The organism is Myxococcus virescens, from assembly GCF_900101905.1.
GTDB lineage: Bacteria > Myxococcota > Myxococcia > Myxococcales > Myxococcaceae > Myxococcus > Myxococcus virescens.
The window spans coordinates 732,958-748,707 of the sequence record NZ_FNAJ01000001.1; the positions used below are offsets into that span (position 1 = coordinate 732,958).

10 protein-coding genes are annotated in these 15,750 nt (G+C 69.3%); 7 read left to right on the top strand and 3 right to left on the bottom strand.

The window, feature by feature from the left end; translation table 11 throughout:
- Positions 1–51: 51 nt before the first annotated feature.
- The 6 genes from BLU09_RS03045 (at position 52) to BLU09_RS03070 (ending at position 7,608) form a co-directional block, all read left to right on the top strand.
- The gene (locus tag BLU09_RS03045) at positions 52–4,422 is read left to right on the top strand and encodes a pilus assembly protein (protein WP_090485138.1); all 4,371 of its coding nucleotides are present in this window, start codon (positions 52–54) and stop codon (positions 4,420–4,422) included.
- Positions 4,419–4,955: a type IV pilus modification PilV family protein gene (locus tag BLU09_RS03050; protein ID WP_090485140.1), complete on the top strand. Its 537-nt coding sequence runs from the start codon at positions 4,419–4,421 to the stop codon at positions 4,953–4,955. The genes BLU09_RS03045 and BLU09_RS03050 overlap by 4 nt, the downstream gene beginning before the upstream one ends.
- Positions 4,952–6,157 (top strand): PilW family protein, encoded by a 1,206-nt coding sequence (locus BLU09_RS03055; RefSeq protein WP_090485142.1) that lies wholly within the window; start codon positions 4,952–4,954, stop codon positions 6,155–6,157. Before BLU09_RS03050 ends, BLU09_RS03055 begins: the two co-directional genes overlap by 4 nt.
- Position 6,158: 1 nt before the next feature.
- The gene (locus tag BLU09_RS03060) at positions 6,159–6,803 is read left to right on the top strand and encodes a pilus assembly FimT family protein (protein ID WP_090485144.1); all 645 of its coding nucleotides are present in this window, start codon (positions 6,159–6,161) and stop codon (positions 6,801–6,803) included.
- Between the two features lie 105 nt (positions 6,804–6,908).
- Positions 6,909–7,238: a c-type cytochrome gene (locus BLU09_RS03065; protein ID WP_090485146.1), complete on the top strand. Its 330-nt coding sequence runs from the start codon at positions 6,909–6,911 to the stop codon at positions 7,236–7,238.
- A 52-nt stretch (positions 7,239–7,290) separates the two neighbouring features.
- Entirely contained in the window at positions 7,291–7,608 is a 318-nt protein-coding gene (locus tag BLU09_RS03070; protein ID WP_090485148.1) for a hypothetical protein, read from the top strand.
- A 21-nt stretch (positions 7,609–7,629) separates the two neighbouring features.
- Here the strand turns inward: BLU09_RS03070 and BLU09_RS03075 are convergent, their stop codons facing one another.
- Positions 7,630–9,069 (bottom strand): sensor histidine kinase, encoded by a 1,440-nt coding sequence (locus BLU09_RS03075; protein ID WP_090485150.1) that lies wholly within the window; start codon positions 9,067–9,069, stop codon positions 7,630–7,632.
- Positions 9,070–9,340: 271 nt separating this feature from the next.
- Between BLU09_RS03075 and mfd the strand changes: the two genes are divergently transcribed.
- Entirely contained in the window at positions 9,341–12,907 is a 3,567-nt protein-coding gene (mfd, locus tag BLU09_RS03080; RefSeq protein ID WP_090485152.1) for a transcription-repair coupling factor, read from the top strand.
- A gap of 79 nt (positions 12,908–12,986) precedes the next feature.
- Here the strand turns inward: mfd and argE are convergent, their stop codons facing one another.
- The gene (gene argE / locus BLU09_RS03085; protein WP_090485154.1) at positions 12,987–14,129 is read right to left on the bottom strand and encodes an acetylornithine deacetylase; all 1,143 of its coding nucleotides are present in this window, start codon (positions 14,127–14,129) and stop codon (positions 12,987–12,989) included.
- Between the two features lie 74 nt (positions 14,130–14,203).
- Entirely contained in the window at positions 14,204–15,748 is a 1,545-nt protein-coding gene (locus tag BLU09_RS03090; protein WP_090485156.1) for a hypothetical protein, read from the bottom strand.
- Positions 15,749–15,750 lie beyond the last annotated feature (2 nt).

A 15,750-nucleotide genomic window follows, 5' to 3' on the forward strand; every position in this document is an offset into this window, starting at 1 on the left:
GTTGCACCTGAATCGGGCGGCCCTGAAGCACCGGCCGCCAGGGGGGACATCATGCGCTGGACTCGAACCTGGATGGCCGCGGTGGCCGTGGCCGCCGCGGGAGCCGTGCTCGCCCAAAGTCCCGGCGGCGACACGGGCAGTGGCGGCACGGATGGCGGCGCCAGCAGCCTCGCGCTGTGCATCGACACCACGGACCAGGACAAGCAACCCGACTTCAGCAGGGACGCGGGCATCCCCAGCGCCATCATCGTCACGGATGACAACCCGCCCAAGCTGCGGCTCAACACCAACCTCAACGTCCTGGACCCGGAGAAAATCATCCTGCCTTTCGAGCAGGAGCTCACCGCGCTCATCGTCGATGACCGCGCGGGCAGCGGCGCCTCCAGCACGCTGGGCTGGTTCTATTACGACGAGCTCATCGACGCCGAATACATCGACGACAACGGCACGCGAGAGGACTCCGACGACGACCGGCTGCTGGACAAGAACAACAACGGCGTGCCCGACTTCCACGAGGACCTCTACAACCTCAACCCCACGCGCTACATCGGCGTGGAGCCCCGCTGCCCCAACCGGACGTTCACCCACCAGCGATGGGGCGACGCGGGGACGGTGACGCTGCGCGAGCCCGACCTGCTGATGGGCCCGTGCAACTCCGGCAGCAACTACGCCGCCAATACGGGGCCTCGAAGGTGGCAGGGGCGCGCTGACTACCCCACGCGGCCTTCGACGGGCGGCGTGGTAGGCCGCCCGGTGCGCGACTTCACCAACGCATTGTTCGCCTATGACCCCTACCACGGGCGAGACAACCTGCGGCAGAGCGCGGTCACCTCCGGCCTCATCGACACGTACTTCAGCGACCAGGGCCTGTTCCCGCACATCCCGAACCTGCTGGAGCCCCGGCATGCCCTCAACGGGAACAGAGGCATCGGCAACCTCGTCTTCCTCTCCACGGACGACGACGAGACGTCGTGCCACGAATCGGAATCGGCGGAGTGCTTCGCGCCACGTCAGGGCTGGACGCTCGACGGCAACGGCCAGTTCATGCGCACCGGCACGGCCTGGGACAAATCCGATGAGGCGGACGGCATTCCTGATTACAAGGCCAGCGCGTTCGACAGCGCGGGCCGCCTCATCACCGGCAAGAGCACGACCGCCGCCATCACCAAAGCCGAGGACCAGGTCGTCCCCATGGGACGCCTCGCGGACCGGCGTGAAATCGTCTTCTTCCTCGTCACCTACGTGGAGCAGGTGTACGGCCCGGCCACGGATTCGTGCTTCATCACCCGTCCGACGGCGGATGGGCGCGAGGTGCAGTGCGACCTGTGGATGCACGGTGACATCAACGTCTTCTTCACCAAGACGCCGCTCAACATGGACCTGCACCAGGGCAGCGACCCGCTCGTGGTGAGACAGAAGAACCTCCGCACCAACTGGCTGAATCCCGTGGTGTACCCCCGGCTGGAGAACGACCCGGCCTATGGCGGCGTCGTCTTCCCGTTCGACCAGACGCAGGATGTCCCCTCCGTGAACCGCCGCGCGGCGCACACGATTGTGGGCGCGCCGCGTGACAACCCCCTGGTCTGGATTCTGGGCTGGGAAGACCAGAACGCGGGCGGTGACCGCACGTACAGCGACATCGTCATCCTCATCAACAAGCAGAACAACGGCTCCTACCGCTCCGACGTGGTGTCGGACATCGCTCCGGACATCTCCCTGGACTTCACCATCACCGAGGTGACGTTCACCGTGGAGGACCAGCCCTACTACGCGGCGGATGGCGGCGGCGTCGCGCCCTGCTCGCTCTCCGTCAAGCTGCCGGACGGCGGCACGGGCCAGCGCAGGCCGGACATCAGTTATGACGTGGCGCTGGACTGCAAGGTCTGCCAGGAGCCCTGCAACACCTCCAATCCCACGTACATCCTCAACGACAATCCGAACTGGCTCCGGGTCCCCATTCCGGACAGCGACGGCGGCGTGCGCAATGAGACGGCCGTCCTGCAGGACTTCCTGGAGCAGGGCCGCGTGGGAACACAGCTGTGCTGGCGCGCGGTGATGGAGAGCCCGGGTGAGTCCTGCCAGCCCACCATCCACAACATCAACGTCTCCTACAAGGCGCAGCGCAGCGGTGAATACGGCCGCGCGTCGCTCATCCCCATGGCCAACGCCGTCATCCACGGCGTCTATGAAACGCCCGGGCGCGCCTGGGTCGCCGACGGAGGCGTGGACCAGGTCTCCATCCGCACCTACGACAACCGTCCAGACACCATCGACCGGGGCCACATCTACCTGAAGAAGCTCTACGAGCCCGCCACGCTGGTGCCCTATGAGCCCACCCAGGAGGTCTGGGACTCCGGCAAGTGGATGCGCGACCTGATGCGCACGCTGGAGACCCGTCCCGGCGAGCCGCTCGACACGCGCAGGCTCGTCACGCTCAATCCGGCGAACCAGCAGGCCATCGACGTGAAGGACCTGATGGCGCGCGCCAACACCACCAGCCCCGTCTTCCCAGACACCTACTGCACCCGCCGCAACGGCAGCGTGTACCTGTATGACCTGGACGGCCGCAACGGCTGCACCGCGGATGACCGCGTGGCGCTGCGCGACTGGCTCTACGGCTGGGAGGACCGCCAGTCCTCGGTCATCCGCAACCGGATGCGCACCTGGCCGCTGGGCGGCGTCAACCTGTCCACGGCGGCTGTCATCGGGCCGCCCAACGTGCCCGCGTGGCTGATCGAAGGCCGCAACCTGGACGCGGAGCGCCGGAAGTTCACGGAGAACTTCAGCGCGGCCAACACGGGCCGCCCCACGGTGACGTACGTGGGCACCACGCAGGGGTACCTCCACGCGCTGGGCACGGGCTACTTCCGCACGGGGGATGACCCCTGCACGCCAGGCCGCGTGGAGTACCAGGGCTACTTCGGCCGGGCCGGCAGCTGCGCCAGTGGCCACGACTACGGCGCGGGCAACGAGCTGTTCGCCTACCTGCCCTTCAAGATGTTGCCCTACTACGTGGAGAACTACCGCCGCGCCAATGACGCGTACTCCACCGAGCGCGCCACGATGGACGCCACGCCCTCCGTGGCGGACGTGGACCTGCGGAGCGACGACTACCGCCCGGACACCGGCCACGACCCTCGGGAGACCGACGAGGCCTGGCGTCCCCGCCCCGCCCGGAACGAGGGCGCGAAGACGGTGCTGGCCAGCGCCACGGGCCCCAAGCAGAGCGTCTTCTTCGCGCTCGACGTCACCAACCCCACGGACTCGAGCTATCCCACGCCCCTGTGGGAGTTCGACATGAAGCGGGACCGCTTCACGTCAGCGGGCATTCCGTGCACCAGCACCGGCAACGGCTGCAACCCGCTGCCGGCGCTCTTCACCGGCGCCACGCCCAAGCCCGACACACGCGGTTCGCGTCATGCGCCCTCGCTGGTGCGCATGGACTTCGGCCAGGCGGGCGGCAAGAAGTGGGTGTCCATGTTCGGCACGGACTATTCGCCTGAGTCCGGCACGGTGGGCACCGTCTACCTGATGGACCTCAAGACGGGCCTGCCCGCGCAGGTGACGGGCAACAGCGCGAAGGCGCGGCTGGCGGGCGTCGTCACGCTGGGCACCACCGCGGACGCGAATGAAGGCATCGGCGGAGAGCCCATCCCGCTGGACGTGAATGGCGACGGCAACATCGACGTCATCTACGTCCCGTCCACCTCGGGGAAGATCTACCGCATCAACCCCACCTACTCGAACACCGGGACGAACACGCCGCTGGGCAAGGTGCTGGCCTCCTGTGTCGTCGCGGACGCGCAGGCCGTGCCCGGCATCCGCAATCCCACCAGCCAGCGCATCTACTCCACCATCTCCGCGTCGGTGGTGCCTGACAGCGGCTCCCGCCGGGTGCGGCTGTACTTCGGCACCGCCAACAACCCGGACATCGCCAACGAGCCGGACGACACCGCCAACCCGCGGCCCCGCTATCACCTGATGGCCTTCGAGGACCGCGACCCGGTGCCCGCCACGCGTCCAGGGGCCAGCTGCCCCGCGCACCTCGAATGGACACGCGAGCTGGGCGAGGGCCAGGTCGTCTGGGGCGGCGTCTCCACCACCCAGGATGGCGTCTTCACCACCAGCGCCGTGGGCCGCGCCGCCAGCGCGTGCGACCTGGACAGCACCACCAGCGGCAGGGTCTACGCCTACAGCACCTCGGGCAATGCGCTCGCGGGCAACGACACCCCCATCGACGGCCACGGCACGCACGCGCCCGTGCTCTATGACAATCACCTGCTCATCGTGAAGAACGGACAGGTGCGCGCGCTGGGAAGCGGGACGTACAACAACCCCACCTCGGAGTCGCCGCGAAGCAGCTCCCGGGTCCTCATCTGGGACGTGCAGTCCGGCTCACGCGTCCAGGAGGTGGTGCCATGAACCGGCGCAGGCTCCACGCCCATCCGCGCGGCCTCAGCATCCTGGAGACCATCGCCACCGCCGCGGTGCTCATGCTCGGCATCCTGGGCATCATGCTCACGCTGGGCACCGCGTCCCGTCACAACCGCCGCAACAACAACCTGAGCCAGGCGAGCCTCATCGCCGAACAGGAACTGGAGCGCGTGGTCAACCTCCGCTGCGTGGGCGAGCCGCTGAACGACCCCTGCGTCAACATCAAGCAGCTCGACAACACGAGGCGCGACGTGTGGTGGTCCGCCAATGGCCGCATGACGGAGACGCCGCCCCTTCCGGGCGCGACGCCGCAAATGGCCTACACGCTGACGCTGGACGTGGACCCACCCTTCGAGGGCGCCGAGACAGGCGAGCCCGCGCTGAACCGCGCCATCCCGCTTCCCCACGCCAGCAACCTGGCCCTGCACCAGGTCGTCAACGTCCGCGTCACCGTGAGCTGGATGGAAGAGCCCGGTGCGCCCCGCCGCGCGGTGGCCCTGCAGACCCGGATGGCGCCATGAAGCGACTTCGTTCGACGACGCCGCGCGGGTTCACGCTCATCGAGCTGATGGTGGCCGCATCGATGTCCATGGTGGTGCTCGCCACCGCCATTGGCGTGAGCGTCCACCTCCAGCGCCGGGGCCTGCTGGAAGAGCGCATCATGGAGACACAGAACAAGGGCCGGGCCGCGCGTGACTTGATGGCGTTCGGCGTGCAACGGGCGGGCGCGGGCATCGGCAGCGTCTCCCTCACCGGCGGCCGGACGCCCGCCGGCGAAGCAGACCTGTTCTACGCCGTGTGGGCCCGGCCCCAGGCCACCTTCCCGGATGACGCCACCTTCGTCCCACCCGCCAACGCCGCGCTGCTGTCGGATGCCCTGGAGGTCTGGGAGACGGACCCGGCGCGCATGGTGCTGCTGGAGCAGTGTCCCTTGCCGGCGACCGCGGCCTGGTTCGAGGACACGCTGTGCATCGGAGGCCTGCCGCCCGCCTTCCTGGACAATGCGGTCATCGCCGTGGTGTTCCCGGGCACGGAGGACGAGCGGGGCTGGGCCTGCGTGGGGCAGGTGACGAACCTCGTGGCGGAAGGCGTGGAGTGGACGCCCGCCATCCCAGGCCGGCCCGCGCCCGCCGACGGCAACTGTCATCCCGATGCCGTGACGCTTCCCGAGTCGCCCTGGCTTGGCATACGGGAACCGCGCGAAGGAGGCATGTACCTGCTTCCGCTCACCAGCCGCAGCTACCGGGTGAACTGGCCCGGCGGCACGCCCGTGCTGGAGATGGACGCGGATGGGCCCCTGGGGCCCGCGGGCTACACCGCGGTGTCCCAGGACATCGAGCAGTTGCAGGTCCGGCTGGGCGTGAGTGCCCCCAACGCGCTCCCCGGCGCCCCCGTGCGCTTCTTCCCGGACGCGGAGACCGGGCGCCCCTCGCTGGCCACCTGCACCCAGGCCACCTGCGCCGCGCACATCTCCTGGGCTTGGGACGCGGGCGTGCCCGTTCCGCCGGACCGCGGCCCGGGCAGCGCGGGTGACGAACTGATGCGCCACATGCGCGTGGTGGAGCTGTCCATCACCGCGCGCTCGCAGCGCGCCGAGCTGACGGGGAACGAAGCGCCCGGAGCGCGAGACGACGAAGGCAACCTCCGGGATGGCTACAAGCGCCGGCACAGCGTCATCCGCCTGGCGCCTCGCAACTTCGCGTTCGTGGGAACGGGGGGCTGACATGCGGCCACGCAACCGAGGCATGACGCTGCTGGAGGTGATGGTCGTGGTGGCCCTGGTTGGCCTCTTCGCCACCCTCTCCGTGTCCAGCTTCCAGGGCATGACGGAGCGCCAGCGACTCAGCGCCGCGCAGCGCGAGTTGGTGCTGATGATGCAGGAGGCCCGTCAGAAAGCACGCGCGACCCACCAGCCCGTGCGGCTGGGCACGCGCGTCATGGATGAGCAGGGCGTCCAGGTGACGCGCATGCGCTGGGAGGCACTGGCGTGCAGTGATGCCTGGGGCACGGTGTGTCCCATGCCCGCGTGCCAGGAGAACGCCTGCGGCGTGGGCGGCTGCGAATGCGCGGAGCTGGGGCCGGAGCTGGTCATCCCGCCGAAGCTCGACGTGGACCTGCTGGTGGGCCTGTGCTGGCTGGGCAACCCCGGCGCCGGCGCGCCCGTCGTGGCTCCGCCGGCGCCCGGCGGAAGGGTGTGCGAACAGAACGCCCCGCTGCCCCCGACGGAGCGGCTCGTCCTCCTGCGCAACGGGGGGACGCTCGAAGCGCCGGACTGGAAACCGGAGCTGGTATTCCAGGCGGATGGCCTGACGGCGGCCGTACGCCCCATGGATTGTGACAAGCACGCCTCCACCCCAGGCTGCCTGTAGGCGGCGTCCGCGCCGCCGTCGTCGCGCGTGCGAACGGGTCCCTTCGGCGTATGCTCGGGGGCCCGGGCCCAGGCCCGGCATGCCGTCCGCGAGGAGCCCCCGACGATGATGAAGCGGCTGGTCCTGGTCCTGAGCCTGAGTGGAGCCACCGGCGCCCACGCGGACGCCGTGGCCGACGTGTGGAAGGCGAAGTGCACCGTGTGTCACGGCGGCGACGGCAAGGCGCAGACGAAGATGGGCCAGAAGGAGTCCATCGGCGACATGAGCCGGCCCGCCTGGCAGCAGTCCCGGACGGACGCCGACATCCGCAAGGTGATTGCCGACGGCGATCCGCGGAACAGCAAGATGAAGCCCTTCAAGGACAAGCTCACCCCAGCGCAGATTGACGCACTGGTGGGATACATCCGCACCATGAAGGCGCCGACGGCCCCTTGAATTTCCGTTCGAGGCCGCGCGTCATCCCCCGCAAGAGAAACGGAGCCCCCCCATGAAGAACCTCACCGTCGCCGTCGTCTTCTGCCTCTCCATGGCCAGCCTGTTCACCTCGCTGCGCGCGGACGCGCTCTCATCGGTGCACATCGAGAAGGGGCTGTCCCCGGCGCAGTCGCTGTCCCTCCGCCCGGATGACGGCAAGGGCGGCGGTGACGACAAGGGCGACAAGGGCGGCGGTGAGGAGGACGAGGAGGAGTACCGCAAGCGCCGCTACGCCGGCCTGTCCCAGCAGGCGGCCATGGAGCTGGTGGACCCGGGCGCGCTGACGGACGTCATCCGCCTGCAGGCCGCCGTGAAGTTCGGCCAGCGCTAGCAGCAGGCCACGGGCCGGGCCTCAGGCAGGCTTGCCTGGCGGCCCGCCCAGCGGCCGGGTGACGCGAGGCAGCGTCACCGAGAAGCAGGTCCCCGTGTCCGCCGATGACGCCACGTCCAGCCAGCCTCCGTGCGCCGTGACGATTTGCGACACGATGTAGAGCCCCAACCCCAGGCCCTGGTGCTTCGGCTTCGGCTGACCCGGCTCGGGGGGCACCCCGTGGAACGGCGAGAAGAGGCGCGGGCGCAACGACTCGGGGATGGGCGGCCCACCGTTGTGGACCTCCACGCGCTGGAAGAGCGAGTCCTTCGCCGCCAGCCGCACCCGCACCGAGCTCCCCTCCGGACTGTGTTGAAGCGCGTTGCCCAGCAGGTTCGACAGCACCTGTCCCAGGCGCTCCTCGTCCCAGATGCCGCGTGACTCGCCGTCCACCTCCAGGCGGACGCAGCACTCCGGATGCGCGGGCTCCAGCTCGGAGATGATGCGCCGGCACACGTCCTCCATGCACACCTCATGGGGACGCAGCGGGATGCCACCCGCCATGCGAGCGCGCGTGAAGTCGAGCAGCTGTTTCACCAGCCGCGCCATCCGCTCAGCGCTCCCGTCGATGCGAGCCACCACGCGCCGGACCTCCGGGGGCAGCGTGTCCCGGGCCAGGAGGGCAGCGGAGGACAGCCGCACCGCGGCCAGTGGATTGCCCAGGTCGTGGCCCAGCACGCCGATGAAGCGCTCCTGGAAGCGCGCCTCTTCCTCGCGCTCCAGCTCCTGGCGCCGCCGCGCGGTGACGTCCCGGCAGATGGCGAACAGGCCGTACACGGTGCCGTCTCCGCGGCGAAGCACGCCCTTCGTCGTGTGCCAGATGCGGTCCGTCCCCGGGCCGCCTTCCGCCCCTTCGTACGTGGCCGTGTGCCCGGAGCTCATCACCTCGCGGTCGTGCGCCAGCGTCGGCGCGGCCCGGTCGGCGCCCAGCAGCTCCGCGTCCGTGCGGCCCAGGATTTCGCGCGGAGCCCGGTGGAAGGCGCTCGCGGTGGCGGGATTGATGAGGATGTACCGGCCCGACACGTCCTTCACGTAGATGGCGTCGGTGGCGCTCTCGATGACGGCGTGCAGCAGGTCATGGTCGCGCCGCAGGGCTTCTTCCGCGGCCATGCGCTCGGTGAGGTCCTCCAGGAAGAGCACCACGCCGTCGTCATACGGGGATACGCGCGCCAGGAGCCACACGGTGCCCATGGGCGACTGCCGGGACACCCGCGCGATTTCTGGCGCGCGGCGTGTCACCACGCGGACACACGCACTGAAGAGGCCGCCGTCCCACGCCCACGGCGCTTCCTCCAGCAGCCGGTTGTGCACCAGGCTGCCCTCTTCTCCGCCGAGCCAGCGCTCCGCCTGCACGTTGGCGGAGACACACTCGAAGTCGACGATGCCGCCGACCGCGGAGCGCACGCTCCGCAAGACGACCACCGCCTCGGAAAGAGGTTCGTCCCCTTCGGTGCCCTGGCACCTGTTGATTCCACGGCCAGATGACATGTCGGCGTGGCCCCCGATGCTGCCGTTGTGAGCCACCCTAACCCCGCAGCAGGGGGTGGGGCCAACCGGTCCCCGGGGTGGCTTAACAGTGCCCGAGCTAACCAGAGCTTCCGATTTCTCCTGTTTCGCTCGACAGCCGAAGCGCTCCGTCGTTGACCTGACAGGGTGAGACTCCTAATTACCCTGGGGCCCTCAGGGTCCACTCATGGACACTTCCATCACACAGACGCAGGACGGCGGCGCGGCGGGCGACCCTTTCGCCCAGGTGGTTGACGGACTTCGGGCGGGGCAGCGCGTCCGGACGCAAGGGCTCAAGGGGGCAGCGCGCGGGCATGTGCTCGCCCGCTTGCATGGCGCGCTGAGAGCGCCGCTGGTCTGCGTGGCAGTGGACGAGGAAGCCGCCGACGCGCTCGCCGCCGACCTGTCCTTCTTCCTGGGCGGCCAGGGCAGCCTGTTGGCGCCGCGCGTGCTGCGGCTGCCCGCGGACGAGGTGCTGCCCTACGACGAGGTGTCTCCCGACGCTGCGGCCGTCACAGAGCGGCTGGGCGCCCTCTTCCATCTGGGGCAGGGCACGCGCTTCCCCGCGCTGGTGTTGTCGGTGCGCGCGCTGCACCGCAAGGTGCTGCCGCTGGCGGTGATGCGCGCGCTGGCCGCGCGGGTGGCCGTGGGGCAGGACTTCGACCGGGACTCGCTGGCGCGCCGGCTGGTGCGCATGGGCTACCAGAACAGCCCCTTGGTGGAGGACGTGGGCACGTTCAGCGTGCGCGGCGACCTGCTGGACGTCTTCAGCCCCCTCTACGACAAGCCCGTCCGCCTGGAGTTCTTCGGCGACACCATCGAGTCCATCCGAGCCTTCGACCCGCAGTCCCAGCGCACGGTGGACGCGCTGAAGGAAGTGGACCTGGTCCCCGCGCGCGAGGTGCTGCTCACCGACGAGACGCGCCCGCGCGCCGAGTCCGCCGCCCGCGCGGTGGCTGACCGCATCAACCTGCCCACCATCAAGCTGCGCGAGCAGCTGGACGCCCTGCGCGAAGGCCTGCCCGGCTTCGGGATGGAGGGCCTGCTGCCCGGATTCTTCGAGGACGGGCTGTCCACGCTGTTCGACTTCCTGCGCGACTGGAGCCCCGAGGCGCCCGTCATCTACCTGGACGACCCGCTGGGCCAGGACCGCGCGGCGGACACGCTGTGGGAGGAGCTGGAGCGCTCGCACGGCGCGGCCGAGGCCCGGCAGGAGCTCATCTGTCCGCCGCTGGAGCACTTCCTCTCCCGTGAGGACGTGAACCAGCGGCTGCAGTCCTTCCGCGTGCTGGAGGGCGGTGGGCTGTCGCTGGCGCAGACGGAGCGCCCGCCGGTGCACTTCAGCTTCGGCGGCACCCAGGACCTGCGCGAGGCCATCCTGGCGCACCACGGTGAAGAGGGCGCGCTGTCCCCCCTGGTGGAGCGATTGGAGCGCTGGCGCGAGCTGCGCGTGGCCTGTGTGGTGGCGTGCGGCACGCTGAGCCAGGCGGACCGGCTGAAGCGGCTGCTGATGGACCGCAACGTGATGGTGAAGGTCCACACGGAGCCGCTGGAAGACGCTGTGGCGCTGTATGAGCCGTCCATCCGCGCGCACCTCTTCACGGGCGAGGTGAGCCACGGCTTCGTGGATGGGCCGGGCGGGCTCGCGGTGCTGGCGGACGAGGAGATTTTCGGCGCGCGCGCGCGCCGACGTCCCAAGCGCAGCAAGAAGCTGGACGCGTTCGGCTCCGGCTTCGGGGACCTGAAGGAAGGCGACCTCATCGTCCATACCGACTTCGGTATCGGCCGTTATGCGGGCCTGACGAAGATGGAGGTCAACGGCGTGCCCGGGGACTTCCTCGTCCTGGAGTACGCGGGCCGGGACAAAATCTACCTGCCGGTGGGCCGCATGCGGCTCATCCAGAAGTTCTCCGGCGGCGACCCCACGCAGGTGCAGCTGGACAAGCTGGGCACCACGAGCTGGGAGAAGACGAAGAAGCGCGTCAAGGAGCAGCTGCTCAAGATGGCGGCGGAGCTCCTCCAGATTGCCGCCGCGCGCAAGGCGCACCCCGGCCATGCCTTCAGCGCGCCGGACCGGTACTTCGCCCAGTTCGAAGCGGACTTCGAGTTCGAGGAGACGCCGGACCAGGCCAAGGCGATTGAGGACGTGCTGGCGGACATGCAGAAGCCGGAGCCCATGGACCGGCTCGTCTGCGGCGACGTCGGCTACGGCAAGACGGAGGTGGCCATGCGGGCCGCCTTCAAGGCCGCGCTGGACCGCAAGCAGGTGGCGGTGCTGGTGCCCACCACGGTGCTGGCGCAGCAGCACTTCCTGTCCTTCAAGAAGCGCTTCGCGGACTACCCCGTCACGGTGGAGGTCATCTCCGGGATGAAGAAGGCGCCGGAGGTGCGGGAAATCCTCAAGCGCGCCAAGGAAGGCAAGGTCGACATCCTCATCGGCACGCACAAGCTGCTGGGCGGCGAGGTGGCCTTCAAGGAACTGGGCCTGATGATTGTCGACGAGGAGCAGCGCTTCGGCGTGAAGCAGAAGGAGTCGCTGAAGAAGTGGCGCTCCCAGATTGACGTGCTCACGCTGACGGCCACGCCCATTCCCCGCACGCTGCACATGAGCATGTCCGGCGTGCGCGACATGAGCATCATCGCCACGCCGCCGCAGGACCGCCGGGCCATCCGCACCTTCGTGATGAAGTACGAGGACACGGTGGTGAAGGAGGCGATTGAGCGCGAGGTGGCGCGCGGCGGACAGGTGTTCTTCGTCCACAACCGCGTGGAGTCGCTGCCCTCCATCGAGACGCAGCTGCGCGCGCTGGTTCCCCAGGTCAGCATCGGCGTGGCGCACGGGCAGATGGGCGAAGGGCAGCTGGAGAAGGTGATGCTCGCCTTCACGGAGAAGAAGTACCAGGTGCTGCTGTGCACCAGCATCATCGAGAGCGGCATCGACATCTCCAGCGCCAACACGATGATTGTGAACCGGGCGGACCAGTTCGGCCTGGCACAGCTCTACCAGCTCCGCGGCCGCGTGGGCCGGTCCAAGGAGCGCGCGTATGCGTACCTGCTGGTGCCGTCGCGGCGCGCGGTGACGAAGGACGCGCAGCGGCGCCTGGAGGTGCTCCAGAACTTCACCGAGCTGGGCGCGGGCTTCTCCATCGCCAGCCATGACCTGGAGATTCGCGGCGCGGGCAACCTGCTGGGCGACAAGCAGTCGGGCGCCATCGCCGAGATTGGCTTCGACATGTACGCGCAGCTCCTGGAGGAAGCCGTCGCGGAGATGCAGGGCCAGCCGCCCAAGGTGCAAATCGAGCCGGACGTCACGCTGCCCATGCCGGCGCTCATCCCGGACGACTACGTCAGCGACGTCCACCAGCGGCTCGTCTTCTACAAGCGCTTCAGCCAGGCCAGCCACCCGGACGAAGTCACGGACCTGCGCGCCGAGCTGGTGGACCGGTACGGCGAAGCCCCGGACGAGGTGGACCACCTGTCCGAGCTGACGCTGCTGAAAATCGACATGCGCGACCTGCGCCTGCGCGGGCTGGAGGTGGGCACCACCCGGCTGGTGGTGACGCTGGGCGCGGACGCGCTGCTGGATGGCTCCAAGGTGGCGGGGCTGGTGCAGCGCTCCAAGGGCGTCTACCGCCTCACCCCGGACATGAAGCTCATCGCCCGCGCGCCACAGGGCGCCAGTGGCCAGGACCTCATCTCCGAGGCCAAGAAGGTGCTGAGGGATTTGAGCCACTGCGCACTGCCGCAGGCGTAGGCGCGGACCTCGGCGGCCGTTCCGCCGCCGAGGCCGTGCGCTGAGGCGGGTGCTTCCGCCCAAGCGCAGTCACTCAGGCTCAGCGCCCGCCACAGAAGTGGGCCACGGCGCGAGCCAGGACGGCCTCGCAGCGCACCAGGTCTTCCACGGGCACGTATTCGCCCGTCTGGTGCGCCACGCGGATGTCGCCGGGGCCGAACACCACCGCCTCCGCCCCCAGCTCCGTCATCTGCGGCGCCTCCGTCCCGAAGGACACCGTCTCCGGCGCGTTGCCGCTGGCCTCCGCGAGGAAGCGCACCACCTCCGCGTCCGCCCGCGTATTCACACCCCGGTCCGTGCGCACCACGCGAATCTGCGCCTCGAAGGCGGGCTCGTCCCGCACCAGCTCCTGGCGGATGGTCTCCAGCAACTGAGACACGCGCTCCGGCGGCTGCCCGGGAATGGGCCGCCACTCCACGACGAAGCGGCAGGCACCGGGGATGACGTTCTTCGCCTTGCCGCCCTGGATGACGCCCACGTTCACGGTAGTAAAGGGCGGCTGGAAGCCCTCGTCGAGGTCCTCGCGCAGCACCGTCAGCGCCAGGTGCTCCAGGCGCTGGAGGAAGCGGCCCGCGCGGAAGATGGCCGACGCGCCCGAGTCCGGGTACGCGCTATGCCCTTCCTTCCCCCGCACCTCCACCTCCGCCAGGCAGTAGCCCTTGTTGGCGCGCACCGGAATGAGGCGCGTGGGCTCGCCGACAATCGCGTGCCGCGCGCGGCCCAGTCCCGCCTCCACCAGCTTCTTCGCGCCCGTCAGACCGACTTCCTCGTCCGCGGTCAGGACCACCATCAGCGGGGCCTTCAACTGCTTGGCGTTCAACGCCGCGTGCAGCGCGCAGGCGATGAAGCCCTTGGTGTCACACGCGCCGCGCGCGTAGAGCCGCCCGTCCTTCTCCGTCAGCCGCAGCGCGTCCGTCCAGGCCGCGTCGTAGGGCACGCAGTCGGAGTGCCCCACCAGGGCCAGCGCGGCGCGGCCGGAGCCAGAACCGCCCTTCACCGCGACGAGGTTCACCTTCTCCACGCCCGCGTCGTCCAGGAACTTCTGGCGCTCCGCGCTGAAGCCCGCGGCCTCCAAGCGCGCCTGCGCGTAGTCGATGAGCGGAACGTTGGGGCGGAAGGACGTGGTGTCCATCGCCACCAACTCCGTCAGGGTGGCCCGCAGCGCGGGCAGCGTGTCACTCATGGGTAAGACCTCCGGGGACGGGTCATGCCACGGCACGCCAGCCCCCGGAAGGCCCTTCCCTCCCCCATGTCTCCTCAGCGAACGGACGCCACCTGGGGCGCGGCCTCCTCCAGCGGAGACAGCGAGTTATCCCCCGCCCCAGGCCGTCCCAGGCCCTTGTGCACCGCGGGCGCAGCCGCGTTCACCGCCCCCACGTAGAAGACACCGTGGTAGCCGTCATCGTTCGTTCCGCCCCACGTGTGCACGAAGAAGCGGTCGCCGTTGTCACGCCCCTTCGCGTCACGCACGCCGCAATCCAGCCGGTCCTTCACGCCCTTGCGGTCCACCGCGCAAATCCACGCCGACCCGCTGTTGTACGCCATGTCCAGCGCCACCACGCTGTCGAGCTCGTCCTTCAACACCAGCCCCATTGGCCGGAAGGACTTGTCCCAGGGCAGCCCCTTCTTCGTGCGCGAGTGGATGTTGCCGGACAGGACGATGTGGAAGCGCTGGGGGCCCGACTCCACGTGGTGCCGAACCGTCGCCGCCATCGCGTCCTCGCGCGCCTGCCCCTGCATCGTCGGGTGGTCGAAGACGAACACATCCACGTCCAGCCCGCGCGAGCGCAGCTGGCGCAGTTGCTCCAGCATGTTCGCCACCGCCTCGCTGCTGCGGCCGTCCGGGTACGGGCTGCGCCAGAACGGCGCCTCCATCAGCTTCAGCCAGTCATCCTCCGCCCCCGCGCTCTCCAGGAACGCCCCCACGCGCGTCTGGCTCTCCAGCGGCAGCTCCAGCCCCACCGTCACCGGCATGCCAGCCACCGCCACCTGGCATGACGCCTGCGCCACGAAACGCGGCACTTCCTGCGTGCCGTGCATCTCCCCCAGCAGCAACGTGCCACCTGGCTTCGCCTGCTTGCCCAACCCCAGGATGGGCAGGCCACATTCAAAGGCCATGGCCTCCGCGCCCGCGTTCGCACTGGGCGTCGTCGCCACCTGCACCGGCTTGGGCGCGTTCTCTTCCTTCATCAGCTTGGGCAAGATGGAGCGGAACACCCGCCACTCCATGACCAGGTCCCGCGAGCCCTGACCCGAACCCGCGTAGAAGGAGTTCTCTCCCCGCGGCGCGGCGAGGCGGGCCTCCCAGTCCTCCACGCTGAGCGTGGGGTCCGACGCGCCCCCCCCTGTCGCCCCCATCATACTCTCTGTCTCCACGGCCGCTTGCCGTTCGGAAAGACTCCCGCCTGTGAGGCCACGGCCCGGCCCCCAATCAATCTCACGGCCCGGAGGACTCAGCGCGGTGCTGGAGCTCTTGGTGATGCGGATGATCCACAGCTTGCTCTTCGTCGGCGTCTCGCGCTTTCCCAGCACCATGTACCGGTGCCAGAAGCTCGAAATCTTCGAGCCGCCGAACTCCTGGCGCCAGTCCGTCTCCAGCACCAGGCTCCCCTTGTCCTCCTTGAAGGGCAGCTTGTTCTCCGTGAAGAACTGCCGCACCTCGGGCCAGACTTCTTCCAGGGGCCGCTCGTAGATGGCCTCGCCATCCGGGATGAACAAGTCACTGAAGGTGCTTCCCTGTCGGGCCGCGCAGCCCACCTGGAAGCACATCAACGTCACCACCGCGAACCACTTCGCGCGCATCG

Bases quoted from the DNA above. Each gene is read 5' to 3' on its own strand.
- BLU09_RS03045 (WP_090485138.1), top strand. From the start codon at position 52: ATGCGCTGGACTCGAACCTGGATGGCCGCGGTGGCCGTGGCCGCCGCG.
- BLU09_RS03050 (WP_090485140.1), top strand. From the start codon at position 4,419: ATGAACCGGCGCAGGCTCCACGCCCATCCGCGCGGCCTCAGCATCCTG.
- BLU09_RS03055 (WP_090485142.1), top strand. From the start codon at position 4,952: ATGAAGCGACTTCGTTCGACGACGCCGCGCGGGTTCACGCTCATCGAG.
- BLU09_RS03060 (WP_090485144.1), top strand. From the start codon at position 6,159: ATGCGGCCACGCAACCGAGGCATGACGCTGCTGGAGGTGATGGTCGTG.
- BLU09_RS03065 (WP_090485146.1), top strand. From the start codon at position 6,909: ATGATGAAGCGGCTGGTCCTGGTCCTGAGCCTGAGTGGAGCCACCGGC.
- BLU09_RS03070 (WP_090485148.1), top strand. From the start codon at position 7,291: ATGAAGAACCTCACCGTCGCCGTCGTCTTCTGCCTCTCCATGGCCAGC.
- mfd (WP_090485152.1), top strand. From the start codon at position 9,341: ATGGACACTTCCATCACACAGACGCAGGACGGCGGCGCGGCGGGCGAC.
- argE (WP_090485154.1), bottom strand. From the start codon at position 14,129: ATGAGTGACACGCTGCCCGCGCTGCGGGCCACCCTGACGGAGTTGGTG.
- BLU09_RS03090 (WP_090485156.1), bottom strand. From the start codon at position 15,748: ATGCGCGCGAAGTGGTTCGCGGTGGTGACGTTGATGTGCTTCCAGGTG.